7 protein-coding genes and 3 pseudogenes are annotated in these 18474 nt (G+C 40.5%); 1 reads left to right on the top strand and 9 read right to left on the bottom strand.

Features of this window, described 5'->3' with window-relative positions; genetic code table 11:
- Window position 1: 1 nt before the first annotated feature.
- On the top strand, window positions 2-3064 hold the full coding sequence (locus P4S61_RS21220) for an efflux RND transporter permease subunit (protein ID WP_145235895.1): 3063 nt from the start codon (window positions 2-4) through the stop codon (window positions 3062-3064).
- Window positions 3065-3124: 60 nt separating this feature from the next.
- Here P4S61_RS21220 and rluF read toward each other — a convergent pair whose 3' ends face one another.
- From rluF to malQ, 9 genes and pseudogenes are all read right to left on the bottom strand, one after another.
- Window positions 3125-4048, bottom strand: coding sequence for a 23S rRNA pseudouridine(2604) synthase RluF (gene rluF / locus P4S61_RS21215; RefSeq protein ID WP_145235899.1), 924 nt, complete (start codon window positions 4046-4048; stop codon window positions 3125-3127).
- Between the two features lie 304 nt (window positions 4049-4352).
- Window positions 4353-5438: a DUF418 domain-containing protein gene (locus tag P4S61_RS21210; protein WP_145235902.1), complete on the bottom strand. Its 1086-nt coding sequence runs from the start codon at window positions 5436-5438 to the stop codon at window positions 4353-4355.
- A 16-nt stretch (window positions 5439-5454) separates the two neighbouring features.
- Entirely contained in the window at window positions 5455-6666 is a 1212-nt protein-coding gene (locus P4S61_RS21205; RefSeq protein ID WP_182731590.1) for an EAL and HDOD domain-containing protein, read from the bottom strand.
- A 118-nt stretch (window positions 6667-6784) separates the two neighbouring features.
- The gene (locus P4S61_RS21200) at window positions 6785-8332 is read right to left on the bottom strand and encodes a glycogen synthase (RefSeq protein ID WP_337119158.1); all 1548 of its coding nucleotides are present in this window, start codon (window positions 8330-8332) and stop codon (window positions 6785-6787) included.
- Window positions 8333-8363: 31 nt separating this feature from the next.
- Entirely contained in the window at window positions 8364-9665 is a 1302-nt protein-coding gene (gene glgC, locus P4S61_RS21195; protein WP_145235911.1) for a glucose-1-phosphate adenylyltransferase, read from the bottom strand.
- A gap of 14 nt (window positions 9666-9679) precedes the next feature.
- Window positions 9680-12206, bottom strand: a pseudogene (locus tag P4S61_RS21190) (glycogen/starch/alpha-glucan phosphorylase).
- A pseudogene (glgX, locus tag P4S61_RS21185) lies at window positions 12196-14255 on the bottom strand (glycogen debranching protein GlgX). The pseudogenes P4S61_RS21190 and glgX overlap by 11 nt, the downstream one beginning before the upstream one ends.
- Window positions 14239-16467: pseudogene (glgB, locus tag P4S61_RS21180) on the bottom strand (1,4-alpha-glucan branching protein GlgB). The pseudogenes glgX and glgB overlap by 17 nt, the downstream one beginning before the upstream one ends.
- Window positions 16468-18465, bottom strand: a complete 1998-nt coding sequence (malQ, locus tag P4S61_RS21175; RefSeq protein WP_145235924.1) for a 4-alpha-glucanotransferase — start codon at window positions 18463-18465, stop codon at window positions 16468-16470.
- Window positions 18466-18474 lie beyond the last annotated feature (9 nt).

Below are 18474 nucleotides of genomic sequence, written 5' to 3'. Positions count from 1 at the left end.
AATGAGCATTGCTGAACTTGCCATAAAACAAAAGGTCGTCAGTTGGATGTGCGCGCTATTACTATTAATCGGTGGCGTAGTATCTTATTTAGGACTTGGTCAGCTTGAGGACCCTGAATTTACAATAAAAAAAGCCATGGTGATCACCTTATATCCTGGCGCTTCACCACAACAGGTAGAAGATGAAGTTACTTTTCCGATTGAAAATGCAATTCAACAATTGCCGTATGTGGATTACGTAACCAGCATTTCATCTCCAGGGAAATCACAAATTACCGTTGAAATGAAAAGCAACTATCGCAAACAAGACTTACGACAAATTTGGGATGAGCTACGGCGCAAGATTAACGATAACGCTTCATCACTGCCAAGTGGTGTATACCCAAGTACCATTTTAGATGATTTTGGCGACGTATACGGCGTAATGTATGCCGTCACTGGCGATGGTTACTCTTATGACGAACTAAAAAACTATGTTGATTACTTAAAGCGCGAACTGGTACTCGTTGACGGCGTAGGTAAAGTGACCGTCAGTGGTGAACAACAAGCACAGGTGATGGTTGAAATATCGACGCGTAAGCTGGCGCAGCTTGGTATTGCACCAACTAGAATATATCAATTATTGCAATCACAAAATACCGTATCGAATGCAGGTAAAATACGCGTAGGCGATGAATCAATTAGACTGCACCCAACAGGCGAATTCAAAGACGTAAAAGAGCTCGAAAATCTACTGATCTCAAAACCAGGTGAAAATGAACTGATTTACCTCGGTGACGTTGCAACGGTGTTTCGTGAATACGCCGAAGTACCTAATAATGTAATCCGTTTTAACCAGCAGCAAGCCTTGCTCGTTGGCGTATCGTTTAGCAGTGGTGTAAACGTTGTGGATATAGGCGATAACATTAAAGCGCATTTAGCATCGCTTGAATATCAGCGCCCCCATGGCATGGAAATAAATACCGTTTATAACCAACCTGTTGAAGTCGAAAAATCAGTCAATGGCTTTATCATCAGCTTACTCGAAGCTGTCGCTATCGTTATTGTTGTCCTGCTTGTCTTTATGGGCTTTAAAAGTGGCGTACTGATCGGGGCAATTTTATTGCTGACCGTATTAGGTACATTCATTTTCATGAAACTGTTTGCGATTGATTTACAACGTATCTCTTTAGGTGCACTGATCATTGCATTAGGAATGTTGGTTGATAACGCCATCGTAGTCACTGAAGGTATTTTAATAAACCTAAAGCGAGGGCAAACAAAGATAAAAGCAGCGGCTAATATAGTGGAGCAAACAAAGTGGCCTTTACTTGGCGCAACCGTGATTGCTATTACTGCATTTGCGCCAATTGGCTTAAGCTCTGACGCTAGTGGGGAATTTGCCGGCAGCTTATTTTGGGTATTATTTATCTCATTATTATTAAGCTGGATCACTGCCATTACCTTAACTCCTTTCTTTGCTGACTTAATGTTTAAAGAAACAGAGCTCAAGCAGCAAAGCCATGATGAAGACCCATATCAAGGTGTGATCTTTAATCTATATAAAAGTTTATTAAGCACCTCGATGCGTTTTCGTAAAACCACTTTATTGTTGATGGTCGTTTTATTAGCTAGCTCTGTTTTTGGCTTTAAGTTTATTAAACAAGCGTTTTTTCCAGCTTCTAACACGCCAATGTTTTACGTAGATTATTGGCATACACAAGGGGCTGATATTCATGCCACTTTAGATGGCGTCGCCAAACTCGAAGCATTCTTACAAAAAGATGAGCTGGTCGAAGAAGTAACATCAACGATAGGCCAAGGCGCACCACGGTTTATGTTGACCTACGCACCTGAAAAATCATACCCAGCTTATGGTCAATTAATTATCCGTGTAAAAGACCGCGAAGCAGTGGCGACGATGATTGCAAAAGTTCGCGACTATGAATACAACCATGTATTTGATGCCAAGCTTAAAATAAAACGTATGGAAATAGGCCCTTCTACTGATGCTAAAATAGAAGCGCGTTTTTCGGGGGCTGATCCAGTAGTGCTTCGCCAATTAGCTAAACAAGCAAAAGAAGTGCTAGCAAAAGATGCCGGTGCTTATAATATTCGTGATGATTGGCGTGAACGCTCAAAACTCATTCGCCCGCAACTTAACGAACAAAAAGCGCGGCGTCTGGGTATCGCTAAAACAGACTTGGACCAACTATTATTAACCAGTTTTTCCGGTAAAAAAGTCGGCATTTACAAAGATGGTACTCAACAGATCCCAATTATTGCCCGCTCACCTGCACAAGAGCGTCTTAATGTTGAAAGCCTCCGTGACCTACAAATATACAGCCCAGTATTAGGCGTATTCGTGCCAGTTACTCAAGTGGTGGATGAGTTTGTTGTACAGTGGGAAGACAGCCTAATAATGCGCCGCGATCGCAAACGTACTATTACAGTAATGGCCGATCATGACGTAATAGGCGATGAAACACCCGCTAAACTATTTTCAAGAGTCAGGCCAGGTATTGAAGCAATTAAACTCCCTAATGGCTATGAATTACAATGGGGCGGTGAGTTTGAATCATCAACAAAGGCAAAAAAAGCTATTTTTGGCTCGTTACCTTTGGGCTATTTAGCGATGTTTGCAGTCACTGTGTTGCTATTTAACTCAGTAAAAAAACCACTGGTTATTTGGGCCACAGTACCTTTAGCAATCATCGGTGTCAGCGCCGGCTTGCTAGTGATGAACGCCGCATTTAGTTTTATGGCGCTACTTGGGTTATTAAGCTTAAGCGGTATGTTGATTAAAAATGGCATTGTGTTGGTAGATCAGATCAACCTTGAGCTCAGTGAAGGCAAAGAGCCTTATCAAGCAGTATTTGATTCCGGTGTAAGCCGTGTGCGCCCCGTTGCGATGGCAGCAATCACCACCATTTTAGGAATGATCCCATTATTATTTGATGTGTTCTTCCAATCAATGGCGGTGACGATTATGTTTGGTTTAGGCTTTGCAACCGTGTTGACATTAATCGTAGTGCCGGTGCTTTATACCGTGCTATTTAAAATTGAGGTGCCAAAAGCAAAATAACTGAGGTTTAAATAAAACCAGGAGCACCATTTATGTTGTTCCTGGTTTTACAATTTGATCTTATTTTTTAAGGCTTAATGTGCCTGTGCGAGTGGTGCTATTTCTTCTTGCAGGTTTGGCGTTAGTTTGGTCATTTTTAGAATCAAAACGGCCTTGTTTGACATGCTTAGCAAAATCACGCTTTTTATCGTTTTCTTTGTAAGGCGTGCGTGCTTGTTTCGGCTTGCTGATATTCGCAGGTTGTTTGTTCTCATCCACTGATAACTCTTCTGTTTTGCCCGAGTCGGCAATCGAATTATTAATCTCAGCCATTTCTTGCTCAGTTAAATGGCGCCACTGGCCAACATTTAAGCCTTTTAACGTGACATTCATAATACGTACGCGTTTTAAGGTGACCACTTCATAGCCCAAGTACTCGCACATACGACGAATTTGACGATTCAAACCTTGCGTTAATACAATAGTAAATTGTTGCGGTCCTGTTTGTGTAACTTTGCATTTTTTCGTAACTGTATCTAAAATTGGTAAACCACCTGCCATCTTATTCACAAACTGACGATTTAATGGCTTGTCGACTGTAACAACATATTCTTTTTCATGATTATTGCCAGCACGAAGAATTTTATTGACGATATCCCCTTCATTTGTCAGAAATATCAACCCTTCTGATGGCCGATCTAAGCGACCAATTGGAAAAATACGATCTGGGTAGTTAACCGCTTTGACGATATTACTTTGAATTTTACGCTCAGTTGTACAGGTTATACCAACGGGTTTGTTGTAAGCGATGTACGCCCGTTTCGGCACTTTCTTCAGCGGCTTACCATCAATCAGTACCGTGTCAGACAATGCTACTTTGACACCCATTTCCGGTCGTATACCATTGACAGTAACACGACCATCTTCAATATATTTATCCGCTTCGCGTCGTGAACAAAAACCGGTGTCACTAATAAATTTATTTAATCGTTTTAAGTCTGTCATGAGCCAAATTCACATTAATTTTAAAGGCCGATATTGTATACCCAAACCACCTTAAGATGCGAGCGCAGTTGAATTTAAAAGCGATTTAGACAAGGCACAGATTGCAAACAATAGAAGCCACTTGTTAAAATTAATCACGCAGTATAAAGCGCTGTTAAACCAACTATTAGCCTTTTCACAGCAAGCACCTAATCGGTTTGTTTATACTTAAACGATTGCTCTGTTTTACGGCATGTAGGTTTGCGCTAATTTTAACCTACAGTGACAGAGAAAAAATTACCACACTATTTACAGTAGCTTCAACTCAAGCAGCATTTGTATACTTTCGCCAAATAAATTCCATTGGACCTTGCTTAAAATAACGCGAATAAATCACACTAAAGCTAAGTTGAAAAATGACTAAACCACTCACTAATACGTAATATTCTAAATGATTAAAGCTTAGCACCCAGTGCGGATAAAAAACTTTAAACAACACTAACAAGCAAATAGTTTGCATTAGATATAAAGTTAATGCGAGCCTTCCTGCACGCTGCAATGCAATAAAGTGAAAGTCATGTTTTGTCGTCAGCCTTACCACAAAATGAATAATTAATAGGGCTGTGAATAATGCTGCAAACCAGCTTACGGGTTCTTTTAATGCACTAATAAATAAGCTAGATTGATATTCAAAACTGATCCTAATCGCACTTAACAGTAGCGCAATTGACAAAACTCTGATTTTGCTTAATTTAGTTAAACCAGTCTCAAACAGTTTATTTTTATAGCCATAAATACCGAATAGCATTAATCCTGCAGCCATCCACAAAGTGATCAGCGGAAGTGCAATGAGCATCACGATAAACATCACACTATTATTGACAAAAATAGTTAATGCCGATCCTCGTGAAGCATTATAACTTGCTAAAAAATCGGCTGAATCTCGATAGATAGTCAGTGTGGGGTCAATTAAGGCTATCAAAAAAGTTATCGCTGCGGCTAATGATAGAAATTGCCAACCGCGTTTTAATAACATCTCGTCACTCGCATCAAGGTACTGTATGACCAACCAACCTGCGCATGCATAGATAAACAAAATATCACCAGCCCACAACAAAAAGCCATGTAGTAAACCAAACACGGCCAATACTTTTAAGCGTTTTTGCAATTGCTCAACCTGCTGGTAACGCTGCCACTGAATATATAAGCCAGCACCAAAGAGTAAACAAAATAAGCTGCGAAAGCGGCCGTCAATAACACTAAGGCTCACCCATTGAATAACATGATCCGAAAAAGGCGGGGACTGTAATGGTACGTAACCAAATTCAAATAAACCAAAGGAATAGGCATTCATGTACATTAAGCCAAGCACAGCAACACCACGAATAACATCCATATTTTGATTACGCATTATTGGGCTCGACTTATTAGTTGTGCTTATGTATGTTTGACCAGTCTAGCGCATCTCGATAAAACTTCGGCAGTAAATCACTATTTATGTTAATAAATACAACTGCTTGCTCCATAGCCCACCAGCTACCTGATTCATACGCTTTTACTGTTGCAAGGATATAATACAGGGTGTTTTTTTCTTCCATTAGAGCGTCTTTGATTGGTTCTGGAAATGGTAAACGAAGGAGTAATTGCTCCATTGGGCGATCTAATATTGCATCCAACAACGAAAAAAGACCGGTTAAAAAGGCACTATTCGCTTGCGAAGGCGCTATCTTTTTCGCTATCAGCTCACAAAATCGGGCCCGAATGATACACATTTTGATCAATTCGTTAGGTTTCGTTTGTGCAACGTGAGCGGTGATAATCAAGCTAACAAACTTCTTTATATGATCATGACCTAAATAAACTAAAGCCTGTTTGAGTGACTCTATTTCTTTTTGGACAGGAAACACACCGCTGTTGATCAATCTTAATAACTTAAATGCTAACGCTGTATCTAATTGAAACAATCGCGCAATCGCATTGATATCAGGATGCTCTTTCATAACTTGTGCATAGATGGTCAAGGCTAATGCATAGTTTATATCAATATCTCTTTGTTGAATGACTACCGGCTTGGCAAAAAAATAACCCTGAAAATAATCAAAGCCCATCTTATGAGCTATTTTAAAATCATCAATAGTTTCGACTTTTTCGGCAAGCAACTTTAGCTTTTTGTATTTTTGCAGCCGTCGAATAAGCGGTTCAATTTGCTGCAAAGGTGTTATTTGAATATCAAATTTGATTAATTTAACAAGTTTTAAAAACCTTTCCCACTTAGGCTCATATACAAAATCGTCAAGTGCTAACACAAAGTTTTTATGAAACAGCGCACGACATAGCTGGTAGTTTTCTTCAGTCGGCTCAATTGTTTCGAGCAACTCAAGTACCACATCTTGCGAAGGCAAAAATGCACATAAATCCATTTTTAAAGAATCAGGACCGATATTTATCAGTGCTTTTTTACCAGAAGTAATATGTCGAGTGCCAAAATTAAGCTGATTTTCCATGATCAGTTTCGCCGTTGCGACACTTTCTTCAATATCCGGAAAATAATTATCACTACTATTACGAAACAACAATTCGTAGGCAACTACATGTTGACGACGATTGAATATTGCTTGGCGCGCAACAAATACTTGCACTTTTTCACCCTTAAACTCGACTATTGATGGTTAGTTACAAAATAAAAAACAATACTAAGTAACTAAATCATAATGTTATTACAATCCATTATAGCTAGTAAGATGATAAATAGCAGTATTAATTATAAAGTTTACTAATATAGTCCTTTGCTACGTGGGACCATGTAAAGCGAGCAGCCTTTGCATTGCTGACAATTTCGACCCATTGTTTAGGTTGTTCTTGTTTCAGAGTAAGAGTATTAGCAAAGCACGTTACTAGCGCCTCGCTTTGTGTTTGTAATGTGTCACCACTAAAACTAAAACCATTTTCCATATGTGTAATGGTATCCTTTAAGCCACCAACTTGGTGCACTAAACAAGGCTGTCCAGCTCGCATAGCTAGCATTTGGCTAATACCGCACGGTTCAAAGGAGCTTGGCATCAAGAATAAGTCTCCTAACTCATACAGTAATTCGCCAACGTTATTACCATAACCCCTTAAAAACAATAGGTTACTATTACGCGCCATGGCGGCTGTCATGACATCTTCAAGAGCCGCGTCACCGGAACCTAAAATTATCATACGTCCTTGCTGTTCATTTAACTTTTCACACAATGCATCAAGCACTTGCTGGTTTTCGTAGGGTTGGCGCAGTAACAAAGCTTTTTGATCGGTTAGGCGTCCAACACTGGTGACTAAAGGCCCTTTAACTGGCTGCTCAATAAACTGCTGTAACCGCTGATGAGCTATATAGTAACTGCTTTGCAGGTTAACTTCTTTAGCCATCCAAGCAAACAATGCCTGCTCTATTTCAAAGTATAATTGTGATAACGTACTGCTTATCTGCGCATTTTGATTGTGCTCAGTGTACTCACAGCCATTTAATATTCCGACGACTTTATTGTTTGCCATCGCATTATTCAAATCGCGCTCTAAACCTTCGCCACCAAAAAAGCCGTTATGCGGTTCACTGGCTTGCAATACTTCTAGTGCGTAGCTTGGAGATACTAAATGTATCTTATCAACTAAATTGATAGCGCTGCGCATCGGATTAAAGCAATGAGGATAACGCGGATCGCATAATACCTCGCCGTTATAACTTAACGCCGGAAACCATGCTTCTAAACTTGAATCATCTCCTTTGAATGGGCGGATCCCTTGCAGTGCAATATTGTGTACTGTAAATATACTACGCAAAGAAGAAAAAGATGCAAACCGATGATCAAACTTTAACAATACCGCCACACACGCACTGTGCCAATCATGCAAATGCAACACATCGGGACGGGTGATAACACCTTGCAATAGCGCTTCACACACTGCAGCATTAAATAATGCAAACTTAGTGGCATCAGTGGCAAAAGGTCGGTCACCATCATCATTACAGTATACAGCGCCATGGTGCTGGCTAAATAACGGATGTGACATTACTAATTGCCTGACTTGCTGCTGATCTACATATACTTGCGACACTTGAACATCATAAATATATCCTGCAAAGGGCACATGGAGCGTGCCTAATTGCACACGCTCTAACGCGGTAAAACCATAATCTGGAATAACCACGTCAACGGTTAAGCCAAGCTCCGCTAATGCTTTGGGACAATCTCGTAGTACATCTGCAACACCACCCACTTTGGCATTTGGTAAAGCGTCATTTTCGGCCGCAACCATTAATACATGCATCTTTTTCTTACTTCCTACAACTGTATGATATTTAAGCTAACTGTTTACTCTCACGCTCTTGGCGCTCAAGCTTTTTGGAAAGTTCTGTGAGCATTTCACGAGTCACTAATACTATGCCCTTTTTAGACACTCTAAAACCATTTTCCTCGTCGACCTTACGATCAAAACCGATTTCAACACCCGCAGGCACTTCACAACCGCGGTCGATAATAGCACGACGAATGCGACAATTACGTTGAATAATTGCACCTGGTAATATCACCGACTCTTCAATTTCACAGTATGAACGAATATGTACATTAGAAAATAACAGTGATTTACGAACCACCGAGCCTGAAATGATACAGCCGCCTGATACGGTTGAATCTACAGCCATGCCACGTCTGTCGTCATTATCAAAAATAAACTTAGCGGGTGGCAGTTGTTCTTGGTAGGTCCAAATAGGCCAAGTTGGATCGTATAAATCCAGCTGTGGTTCTGGCATCACCAGCTCCATGTTTGCTTCCCAAAATGAGTCCAGTGTACCCACATCGCGCCAATAAGGTTGGCCGTCATGACCAGGCTCTCGAAATGGAAAAGCAAATACATTATGCTCTTCAATAATTGCCGGAATAATATCATGGCCAAAATCACGGCCTGAACCTTCGTTTTCTGCGTCTTTTTTTAGTTGTTCAAATAAGAACTCAGTATTAAATACATAATTACCCATTGATGCTAAGCAAGTCCCCGGACGACCAGGAATTGAACTTGGCATTTTCGGTTTTTCGTCAAAACGACGCACTCGCTTTTCTTCATCTACCGTCATCACACCAAATGTTTCTGCAGCTTCCTCGCAGGGAACTTCTATACAGCACACTGTCATGTCCGCACCAGTTTCTACATGTTTTGCCAATAAGCCACCGTAATCCATACGGTAAACATGATCGCCAGATAAAATCATTACATATTTAGGTAACTCATGACGGATAATATCCATATTTTGGAACACCGCATCAGCAGTGCCGCAATACCATTCGTCACCATAACGCTGTGATGCAGGTAATATCTCTACAGATTCACCCAGTTCCTTTTTAAAATGACCCCATGCACGGTTAACATGGCGGATCAGCGAGTGCGATTTATATTGTGTTGCAATCCCAACACGACGAATACCTGAATTAATACAGTTTGATAGCGGGAAATCGATAATACGATGTTTGCCACCAAAATAAACCGCCGGTTTGGCCCGCCAATTTGTTAATTCATGTAAGCGTGAACCTCTGCCCCCTGCTAAAATCAGTGCGTAGGTTTCTCGTGTCAGACTACTTATGTAGCGATTTGCATAACTTGGCATAATTTATCTCCGTATTAATCTTTGCTATTGCTTACGGCTGTGTCGGCCGAACTAGATGTTGTTAATGCTTCTAAATGCCAAATATCATCACTGTATTGGCTGATCGTTCTATCACTTGAAAAAGTACCACTGGCCGCAGTATTTAAAATACTCATTTGCGTCCAATGCTGTTGATCTTGATAAGCGTGTTCAACAGCTTTTTGAGCTTGTACAAAACTATCAAAATCGTGGGCAACCAACCAAGGATCATGAGGACTTTTGATTGCACCAATAATGTCGTCAAATAAACCAGGTTCGAATAAATTAAAGTGCCCACTTTCAAGTAATTGCATAACATTCAGTAAGTCAGGTGTATTATGAATAATATGTAATGGGTTATAGCTTTGTTTTATTCCTTCAATTTGCTCAGCTTGTGCACCGAATAAGAAGAAGTTATCAGCTCCTACTGCATCGCGAATTTCTATGTTAGCACCATCTAAAGTGCCAATTGTCAGCGCACCATTCATCATAAACTTCATATTACCAGTACCAGATGCTTCTTTACCTGCGGTTGAAATTTGTTCAGACAAGTCTGTTGCGGGGCAAATAGTTTCCATTGCTGTAACATTATAATTTGGTAAAAATGCCACCCGTAAATAAGGCTGAGCAAGTGGATCTTTGTTGATCACATCTGCAACATTATTAATTAGCTTAATAATGCGCTTAGCCATGTAATACCCTGGTGCTGCTTTGCCTCCTAGTAATACACAGCGTGGCACTAAATTGGCGGTATCGCCACGACGAATACGGTCATATAGGTGAATAATGTGTAATACATTCAGTAATTGGCGCTTATACTCATGAATTCGTTTAACTTGCACATCAAATAGCATGCTAGTATCAAATTCAACACCACAACGTGCTTTGACTAAATCAACTAGCCGTTGTTTGTTTTCAAGTTTGACGCTTTGCCATTGTTTATGGAATTTAACATCATCATAATAGCGACGCAGCTGGCTAATTTGCGCAAAATCCCTCACCCAATCTTGACCAATTTTTTCACCAATCAACTGGGTTAGTTTAGGGTTACAATGAGCTATCCACCGCCTTGGCGTTACACCATTAGTTTTATTGTTGAATTTTTCAGGCCACAATTCATAAAAAGTTTTAAACAAACCTTCTTTAAGTAATTCTGTGTGCAATGCTGCTACGCCATTAACTGAAAAACTGCCAACAATGGCTAAATACGCCATTCTTACTTGTGGATCTGAGCCTTCTTCAATTAAAGACAACACTTGTTGTTTTGCAACATCACCTAGGCCATGCCAACGCAACTTGAGCAAGAAAGCGCGCATTTATTTCATAAATTATTTCAAGAATACGCGGTAATAAACGCGCAAATAATAACACAGACCACTTTTCGAGCGCTTCTGGAAGCAACGTATGATTGGTATACGCCATGGTTTTTGTGGTGATCTGCCATGCAGCATCCCAATCCAAGTCATAATCATCAATCAGCAATCGCATTAACTCTGCAACAGCAATACTTGGGTGGGTGTCATTAAGTTGAAAAACATGAAAATCAGCAAAATCACTAAACTTTTCACCATGCTGTGATACCCATAGACCAACAATATCTTGTAAGCTCGCCGACGATAAAAAGTATTGCTGCCTTAAACGTAGCTCTTTACCATTTTCGCTGCTGTCATTAGGATAAAGTACCATGGTGATTTGTTCGGCAAGGTTTTTATGCGCGACGGCTTCTGAGTAACTACCGGCGTTAAACTCACCTAAATCAAACTCATCAGTGGCTTCTGATTTCCAGAGTCTGAGGGTGTTAACTATGTCATTTTTATAGCCAGGGATCGGCACATCATAAGGGACAGCTAATACATCTTCAGTGTCTAACCATTGTCGATGAATGCGTCCGTTCTTATCAGTATAACTTTCAACATGGCCAAAAAACTTAACACGCTTGGCTTGCTCTGGTGCGCTCAGCTCCCATGGATGCCCTTCACGTAACCAATTATCAGGCTGCTCTATTTGATGGCCATTTTCGATTGACTGGTTAAACATGCCGTATTCATAACGAATACCATAACCGGTTACAGGTAATGCTAAACTCGCACAACTATCTAGAAAACACGCAGCTAAGCGGCCTAAACCACCATTACCTAACCCAGCGTCATGCTCTGCTTGCGCAACATGTTCAATGTGAGCGCAATAATTATTAAGTGCAAGTTTGACTTGCTCTTCTAAATCTAAATTTAAAATGGCATTACCTAGTGCTCGGCCCATTAAAAACTCAAGTGATATATAAGCCGTTTTACGACGCTTTTCACTGTGCATTTGCTGTTTTGTTGCTCGACAACGAGCGACTAATCGATCGCGAATTGTCAACGCTAGTGCGTTATACAAATACAGTTGAGACTTTCCGACCTTATCGCGCCCAAGGGTATAATAGAAATGGCGTGATAAATCATCTTCAAGCGTACTTTCATCTATTAAAGGGGCATCTTGCCAACCTTTAGCAACACACATTTGTTCACCATTATTCGCCATTACATTCGTCCTCTAAATTGGCTGTAAAAACCCAACTGCTTTGTGCAGCAACCTCAAACTGTTCTGTATTTTTAACCATTGCTTGATCAACACTGCTAAGCGCTAAACGCCATACCGATAAATCGTGATTAGCAGGTAATTGACATTTAACTGCCACATTACTGGCATTCAAAATAATGAGTAATGCCGTATTTAGTTGTGTATCTTTTAAGCTATACATCAAAAACTGTTTTGAACCATCATGCCAGTCACTTTCTTGCATGGCTTGGCTTTGCTCGGTATACCAATCAACACTAAATCGCTTATCGCTATCGTGTAAAAATACACTGTGTTTAAACACACAGTGTTGCTTTCGTAAGGTCAATACATCGTCAATAAAACGAATGAGGCTGTGGCTACGCTGCGAGTCTTTCCATGCCAGCCAACTAGTGCGGTTATTTTGACAATAAGCATTGTTATTCCCTCCTTGCGAGTGCCCCATTTCACTGCCTGATGACAGCATAGGCACCCCTTTGGAAAGTAGTAAGGTAAGTAAAAAGTTTTTTTGTTGTTGTAACCGCATGGAGGTAACTTTTAAATCATCAGTAAAGCCTTCAACACCGCAATTAAACGAATAATTAGCACTGTGCCCATCGCGGTTTTGTTCACCATTTGCTTCGTTATGCTTTTGTTCGTAACTCACTAAATCGGTTAAAGTAAAGCCATCATGACTGGTTATAAAATTAATACTATTTAATGGCCCACGGTGATTATGATCAAACAAATCAAAAGAGCCATGTAAACGTTTTGCAAGATCAGCCAGCATATTGTGCTGCCCTTGCCAAAAGCGCCTAACAACATCACGGTATTTATCATTCCACTCACGCCAAGGCGCAGGAAATGCTCCCAATTGATAACCACCAGGGCCTATGTCCCAAGGCTCAGCAATTAATTTCACTTGGCTTAACACTGGATCTTGATTGATTGCTTGTAAAAAACTATGGGTTTGGCTAAAGCCATGCGGCGTCCGTCCAAGAATAGTTGCTAAATCAAACCTAAAACCATCAACACCCATTATTTCTACCCAATAACGTAAGCTATCGAGTACCATTTTCAAGCTAAATGGGTCGTCTATATTTAAGGTATTACCACACCCAGTGTCATTGATATAAACTTCAGGGTTATCGTTAACACTACGGTAATAACCAGGGTTATTTAGGCCGCGCCAAGATAACAAAGGACCGTCGCTACCAGCCTCTGCGGTGTGGTTGTAAACCACATCTAAAATCACTTCAATACCCGCTTGATGAAGTTTAGTAACCATTTGTTGAAATTCACCAATTTCATCAGTTACTAAGTAATCTTTATTTGGTGTAAAAAATTTAATGTATTGTAACCCCAGTAGTTTTGCAGGCCTTTGGCGGTTAAAAACTGTTCGCTAATAAAACTATGTACCGGTAACAATTCTAAAGTGGTTACGCCAAGTGTACGTAAATGCTCTATAAAACTGGGATGGCTCAAGCCCAAATAGGTACCTTGTAGCTGACTTGGAATAGAGGGATGTCGTGCTGTGGCGCCTTTAACGTGACATTCATAAATAACCGTTTCTCCCCAACTATGGCCCGGTTTTTTACCTTGATAAGGCTGCAACTGTGTGACTTTAGATTTAGGGATATCAATGGCGTTATTTACCGTACTCAAAGTACCTTTAGGCATTTGCCCATAGTGGCGTTCACTCCAGGTAAACTCACCAAATAAATCTTTTGCATAGGGATCAATTAACAATTTTTGGCTATTAAAAAACAATCCTTTTTTAGGTTGATATTCACCTTCTGCGCGATAACCATATAAAGTGCCCATAGCCAGTGGGGTTATATGTAAACTCCATATCCCCCCTTCATTATTATTCATTGCTAACTTTAAAACTTCGGTATGACCACTGGCATCAAATAAACACACATACAACTGTTTAGCCAATGGCGCATAAACGGCAAAATTTACACCGTTTGTTAATACACTGGCTCCCAGCGGAAAAGTTTGCCCTTTATTTAATTCAATCGATAAACTCATCAGCCACCCTTTTTAAATAAACCGTCGCAAGCGCTGGCAGTGAGAGTTTAATACTATGTTGATGCCCGTGGCATGGAGTTGCTGTACTAGTTGTTTTAGCTGATTGCCCACACACTTGTACTCCAGAACCAAATAACTGTTCATCATCGGTATTTAAAATTACTTCAAATTCACCTGAGCTTGGCACACCAATACAATAATCATGATAAACCGTTGGTGTGAGGTTACTTACCACAACCACGTAATGACTGGCTTTCTTAGCAAAGCGAATAAAACTAAAAATACTCTGTTGAGCATTTTGATTATCGATCCAGCTAAAACCTGACGGTTCAGTATCTAGCTGATGTAAAGCTGGAACTTCGCGATATACTTTATTGAGCTGCGCGATAGTTCGTTGCACACCTTGATGCGATAGATGCTCAAGCAAATGCCAATCAATTGATTGATCATGATTCCACTCGCTACGCTGGGCAATCTCACCGCCCATGAACAGTAATTTTTTGCCCGGATGCGCCCACATAAATGCATAGTACGCGCGTAAATTTGCAAATTTTTGCCAATCATCACCAGGCATTTTTTCAATTAATGAGCCTTTACCGTGCACCACTTCATCGTGGCTCAAAGGTAAAATATAATTTTCACTATAGGCATACACCATCGAAAAAGTTAATTCATGATGATGATGTTGGCGATATAATGGATCGCGTTGCATATAGTGAAGGCTGTCGTTCATCCAGCCCATATTCCACTTGTAGCCAAATCCTAAGCCATCATGATTCACCTGACGGGTAACACCAGGCCACGCTGTTGACTCTTCAGCCACCATCATAATGCCAGGGTTATTAGCATAACAACGTAAGTTAACTTGCTTTAAACACTCAATAGCACCAAGATTCTCGCGCCCGCCAAACTTATTCGGGATCCACTGTCCATCTTCACGACTGTAATCAAGGTACAGCATTGAGGCAACAGCATCGACACGTAATCCATCAATGGCAAATTCTTCTAACCAATACATTGCATTAGCAACTAAAAAGCTGCGGACCTCTGGGCGATCATAGTTGTAGATATAGGTATTCCAATCTGGATGGAAACCTTGACGCACATCGGCATGTTCAAATAAATGTGTGCCATCAAAACGATGCAAGCCATGCGGATCACTTGGGAAGTGGCCTGGAACCCAATCAATGAGTAAACCAATGTTAGCTTGGTGACATTGCTCTACAAAATAACGAAAATCATCCAAACCGCCAAACCGACTCGTTGGTGCAAATAAGCCAACTGGCTGATACCCCCAAGAACCATCAAATGGAAATTCACTGATCGGCATAAGTTGGATATGCGAAAAGCCTTGTTCAGTGACATAATTAATTAACCGCTGTGCTAATTCTTGATAAGTTAAATAACGATCTCCCTCTTCTCGCTGCCAAGAACCTAAATGCACTTCATAGATAGAGATAGGTGCATCAATCGCGTTGCGTTTAACACGCTGACGTTGCATTTTATCAGTTAGTTTAATTGCTGCGGGCCGAGTTTGAAGTACTGGAAGCAGTGCCTGGTGCTTGCTGCATTTTAAATGCAAATGGATCAGCCTTTTCGAGCACTTCGCCACTGAGAGTTGTTATAGAAAACTTATAACACTGACCTTCACTGAGCTCTGGAATAAATAAGTCCCAGACTCCAGACGCAGGGTTAAAACGCATAAAGTGTTGGCTTTGCTGCCAGTGATTAAATTCGCCAATAACTGAAACACTGCTAGCATTAGGTGCCCAAACACTAAAACGTACACCTGAAACACCTTTAAAATCAATAAAGTGGGCACCAAGATGGCGATATGCGTGCTCTAATGTGCCTTCATTAAATAAGTACATAGCACTATCATCTAGGCTGCTATCAAAACTATACACATCTTCACAAATAACCTGACAATCGCTGTAATCTACCACTAGCTGATAAGCTGAAATATCTTGATTATCAAGCTGTGCTATAAATAAATCTGAATCACCATAGCGTGTGCTAACAATCATTTGCTGAGGCAGTTTTATCGTTACTTTTGTTGCCCGGGCATATAACAGCGTATTTCACTGTGCGTGTCAGTAATTGCATGTACGCCTAAAAAACTAAACGGATCTTTAAAACAGCCACGCTTTAAAGCATTAACTTGTTGATCATAGTGCTGTGACTTTGCGGTTTTACGAACAATACTGTTCATTTAATTAGTCCTTATGGAATTAATAGCACTGAGGAATGCACTGTGACGTGTGAATATTTGTTCACTTGAATGCGTTAATACCCGACGCCAATTAGGGTATTCTTGATCCGTTCCAGGAATGTTTACAGGTAACGTTTGCTCATCTAAATCATCGAGCTGGATAGTAAATAACCGCGCTGGTGCAGCGGCCAAGCCTAAGGTCAGCGCCTGATAAACATCACTTGCTGTACTATCTAAAAACAAGGTGTGTGCTGCACATCCTGACAGAAAACGCAGTAGTCGTTGTTTTTCAATATCTCGGTCTGCACGCAGTTGAGTTAACTGTTGTTCATCAATTAATTGATATTTTAATTTCAAAGTAAGATCAAGCCCCTGCCACCAACCAAAGAAAGGCGGTACATCATGGTTTGCAACCATTAACAATGATTGTGGCGCAAATGACTGGGCCGCTAAAAATTCACCTTGATAATCTTTTTCAAAATAGAATAAGCTATTTGAAAATATTGCTTTATCTGCAAGTGCAGCTTTCACCTCTGGTGGAACAACCCCAAGATCTTCACCAATGACAATACATTGATTCAAATGGGATTCTATTGTCAGTACCGCTAATAAATGCTCAAATGGATAATACACATAGCAACCATCTTGTTGCTGTTGATGCTCGAAACACCACCATAAACGGCGAATTGCCATAACATGATCGATACGCAAACCACCGACGTTTTCCATATTTGCACGGATCAATGCTCGGTAGTAGCTAAAATTATTATCACTGAGCTTAATCGGATTCAGTGCTGGCAATCCCCAGTTCTGGCCATGCTCTGCCCATGGATCAGGCGGTGCGCCTACATAAGCAGAATCGGTAAATAACGATTGTTGATTGAGGAATTCGCTACCATCGCCGGCGCAACCCACCGCTAAATCATTGATCAAACCAATACTCATTCCCTGCTCTCGGGCAGTAGTTTGGCATAATTTTAATTGCACATATGCTTGCCATTGCAAGTAGTAAGCAAAGTCGCTGTCAGTAACTTTTAAGGTCGCAAGTGTCGCACCATGTTGTTGACAAAAATCACTAAAGTGTTGTTTGCGGTGCTTACTCCCATGCATACAAAAATGCTGGTATAGCAAGTTAAAGGCTGCGTATTTGAACTCACTCACTGCACTGTAATTAATATACTGCGACTGCAGAGTCCGCTTTTTAAAGTCACTCGCATAGTTGCTTTGTAAATACGCAGTGATATTGGGGTTATTAATGCTGTCATCGCATAAATCAATTGATATATAGAGTGGATTTAATAATGCACGATTATTCGGGCTATATGGACTTGCTCGCTCTGGTTGCTCAGAAAATAATAAATGCAGTGGATTGAGTAAAATATAATCCAGTTTATGACTTGCTGCTTGCTCTGTCAGCGATAATAAATCGGCAAAATCGCCTATCCCTAGTGCTGCATTATTTTTTAAACTGTAAAGTTGAATTGAAAGCCCACTTTGTTTTTTATCCGTCACTTGAAAGCTATATTTAGGTGTCACCCACAGTTGAGTTTCAGCCGTTAAACCTGCAACGTTAATGCTTGCATCATGATAACCAGTAGGCAATGCTGGAAGCGGGAAAATGAGCTCTAAATAAGTGACGTCGTTAAACAAATAATCGCCACTGCATTGTAAATCAGCTAATTGGTGAGTAATGCTGGGCAAATCAAGCTGCGCAAATGAGACTGTACATTGTTGCCCTAACATACGCTTATCAATACGCACTTTAACGGCTGGTTGTTCAGCACATACCAAACTACAATCGGGTACTAATTGCAGCCATTTATTGGCATCTAAGCTGATATTTAAATGAGAAATTTGGGCGTGATCCGTAACATCAACACCACAACAACTGAGTGCCGCACTGCGGGTTGCATCGCTAAAAACCACGTGTTCACCAGTATACTTGGTGTATTCATAGCCAATACCATGTAGATAAAAAAGCTGTGAAAGAGACTCCATTTACCACGC

It is taken from the genome of Pseudoalteromonas sp. B160 (genome assembly GCF_037162485.1).
In the GTDB taxonomy this organism is placed as follows: Bacteria; Pseudomonadota; Gammaproteobacteria; order Enterobacterales; family Alteromonadaceae; genus Pseudoalteromonas; species Pseudoalteromonas rhizosphaerae.
The sequence above is the reverse complement of the archived record's forward strand: the minus strand, read 5'-3'. Positions and strand labels throughout refer to the sequence as shown.

Excerpts from the sequence above, each read along its gene's own strand:
- rluF (WP_145235899.1), bottom strand. The coding sequence starts at position 4,048 with ATGACAGACTTAAAACGATTAAATAAATTTATTAGTGACACCGGTTTT.
- malQ (WP_145235924.1), bottom strand. The coding sequence starts at position 18,465 with ATGGAGTCTCTTTCACAGCTTTTTTATCTACATGGTATTGGCTATGAA.
- glgC (WP_145235911.1), bottom strand. The coding sequence starts at position 9,665 with ATGCCAAGTTATGCAAATCGCTACATAAGTAGTCTGACACGAGAAACC.
- P4S61_RS21210 (WP_145235902.1), bottom strand. The coding sequence starts at position 5,438 with ATGCGTAATCAAAATATGGATGTTATTCGTGGTGTTGCTGTGCTTGGC.
- P4S61_RS21200 (WP_337119158.1), bottom strand. The coding sequence starts at position 8,332 with ATGCATGTATTAATGGTTGCGGCCGAAAATGACGCTTTACCAAATGCC.
- P4S61_RS21220 (WP_145235895.1), top strand. The coding sequence starts at position 2 with ATGAGCATTGCTGAACTTGCCATAAAACAAAAGGTCGTCAGTTGGATG.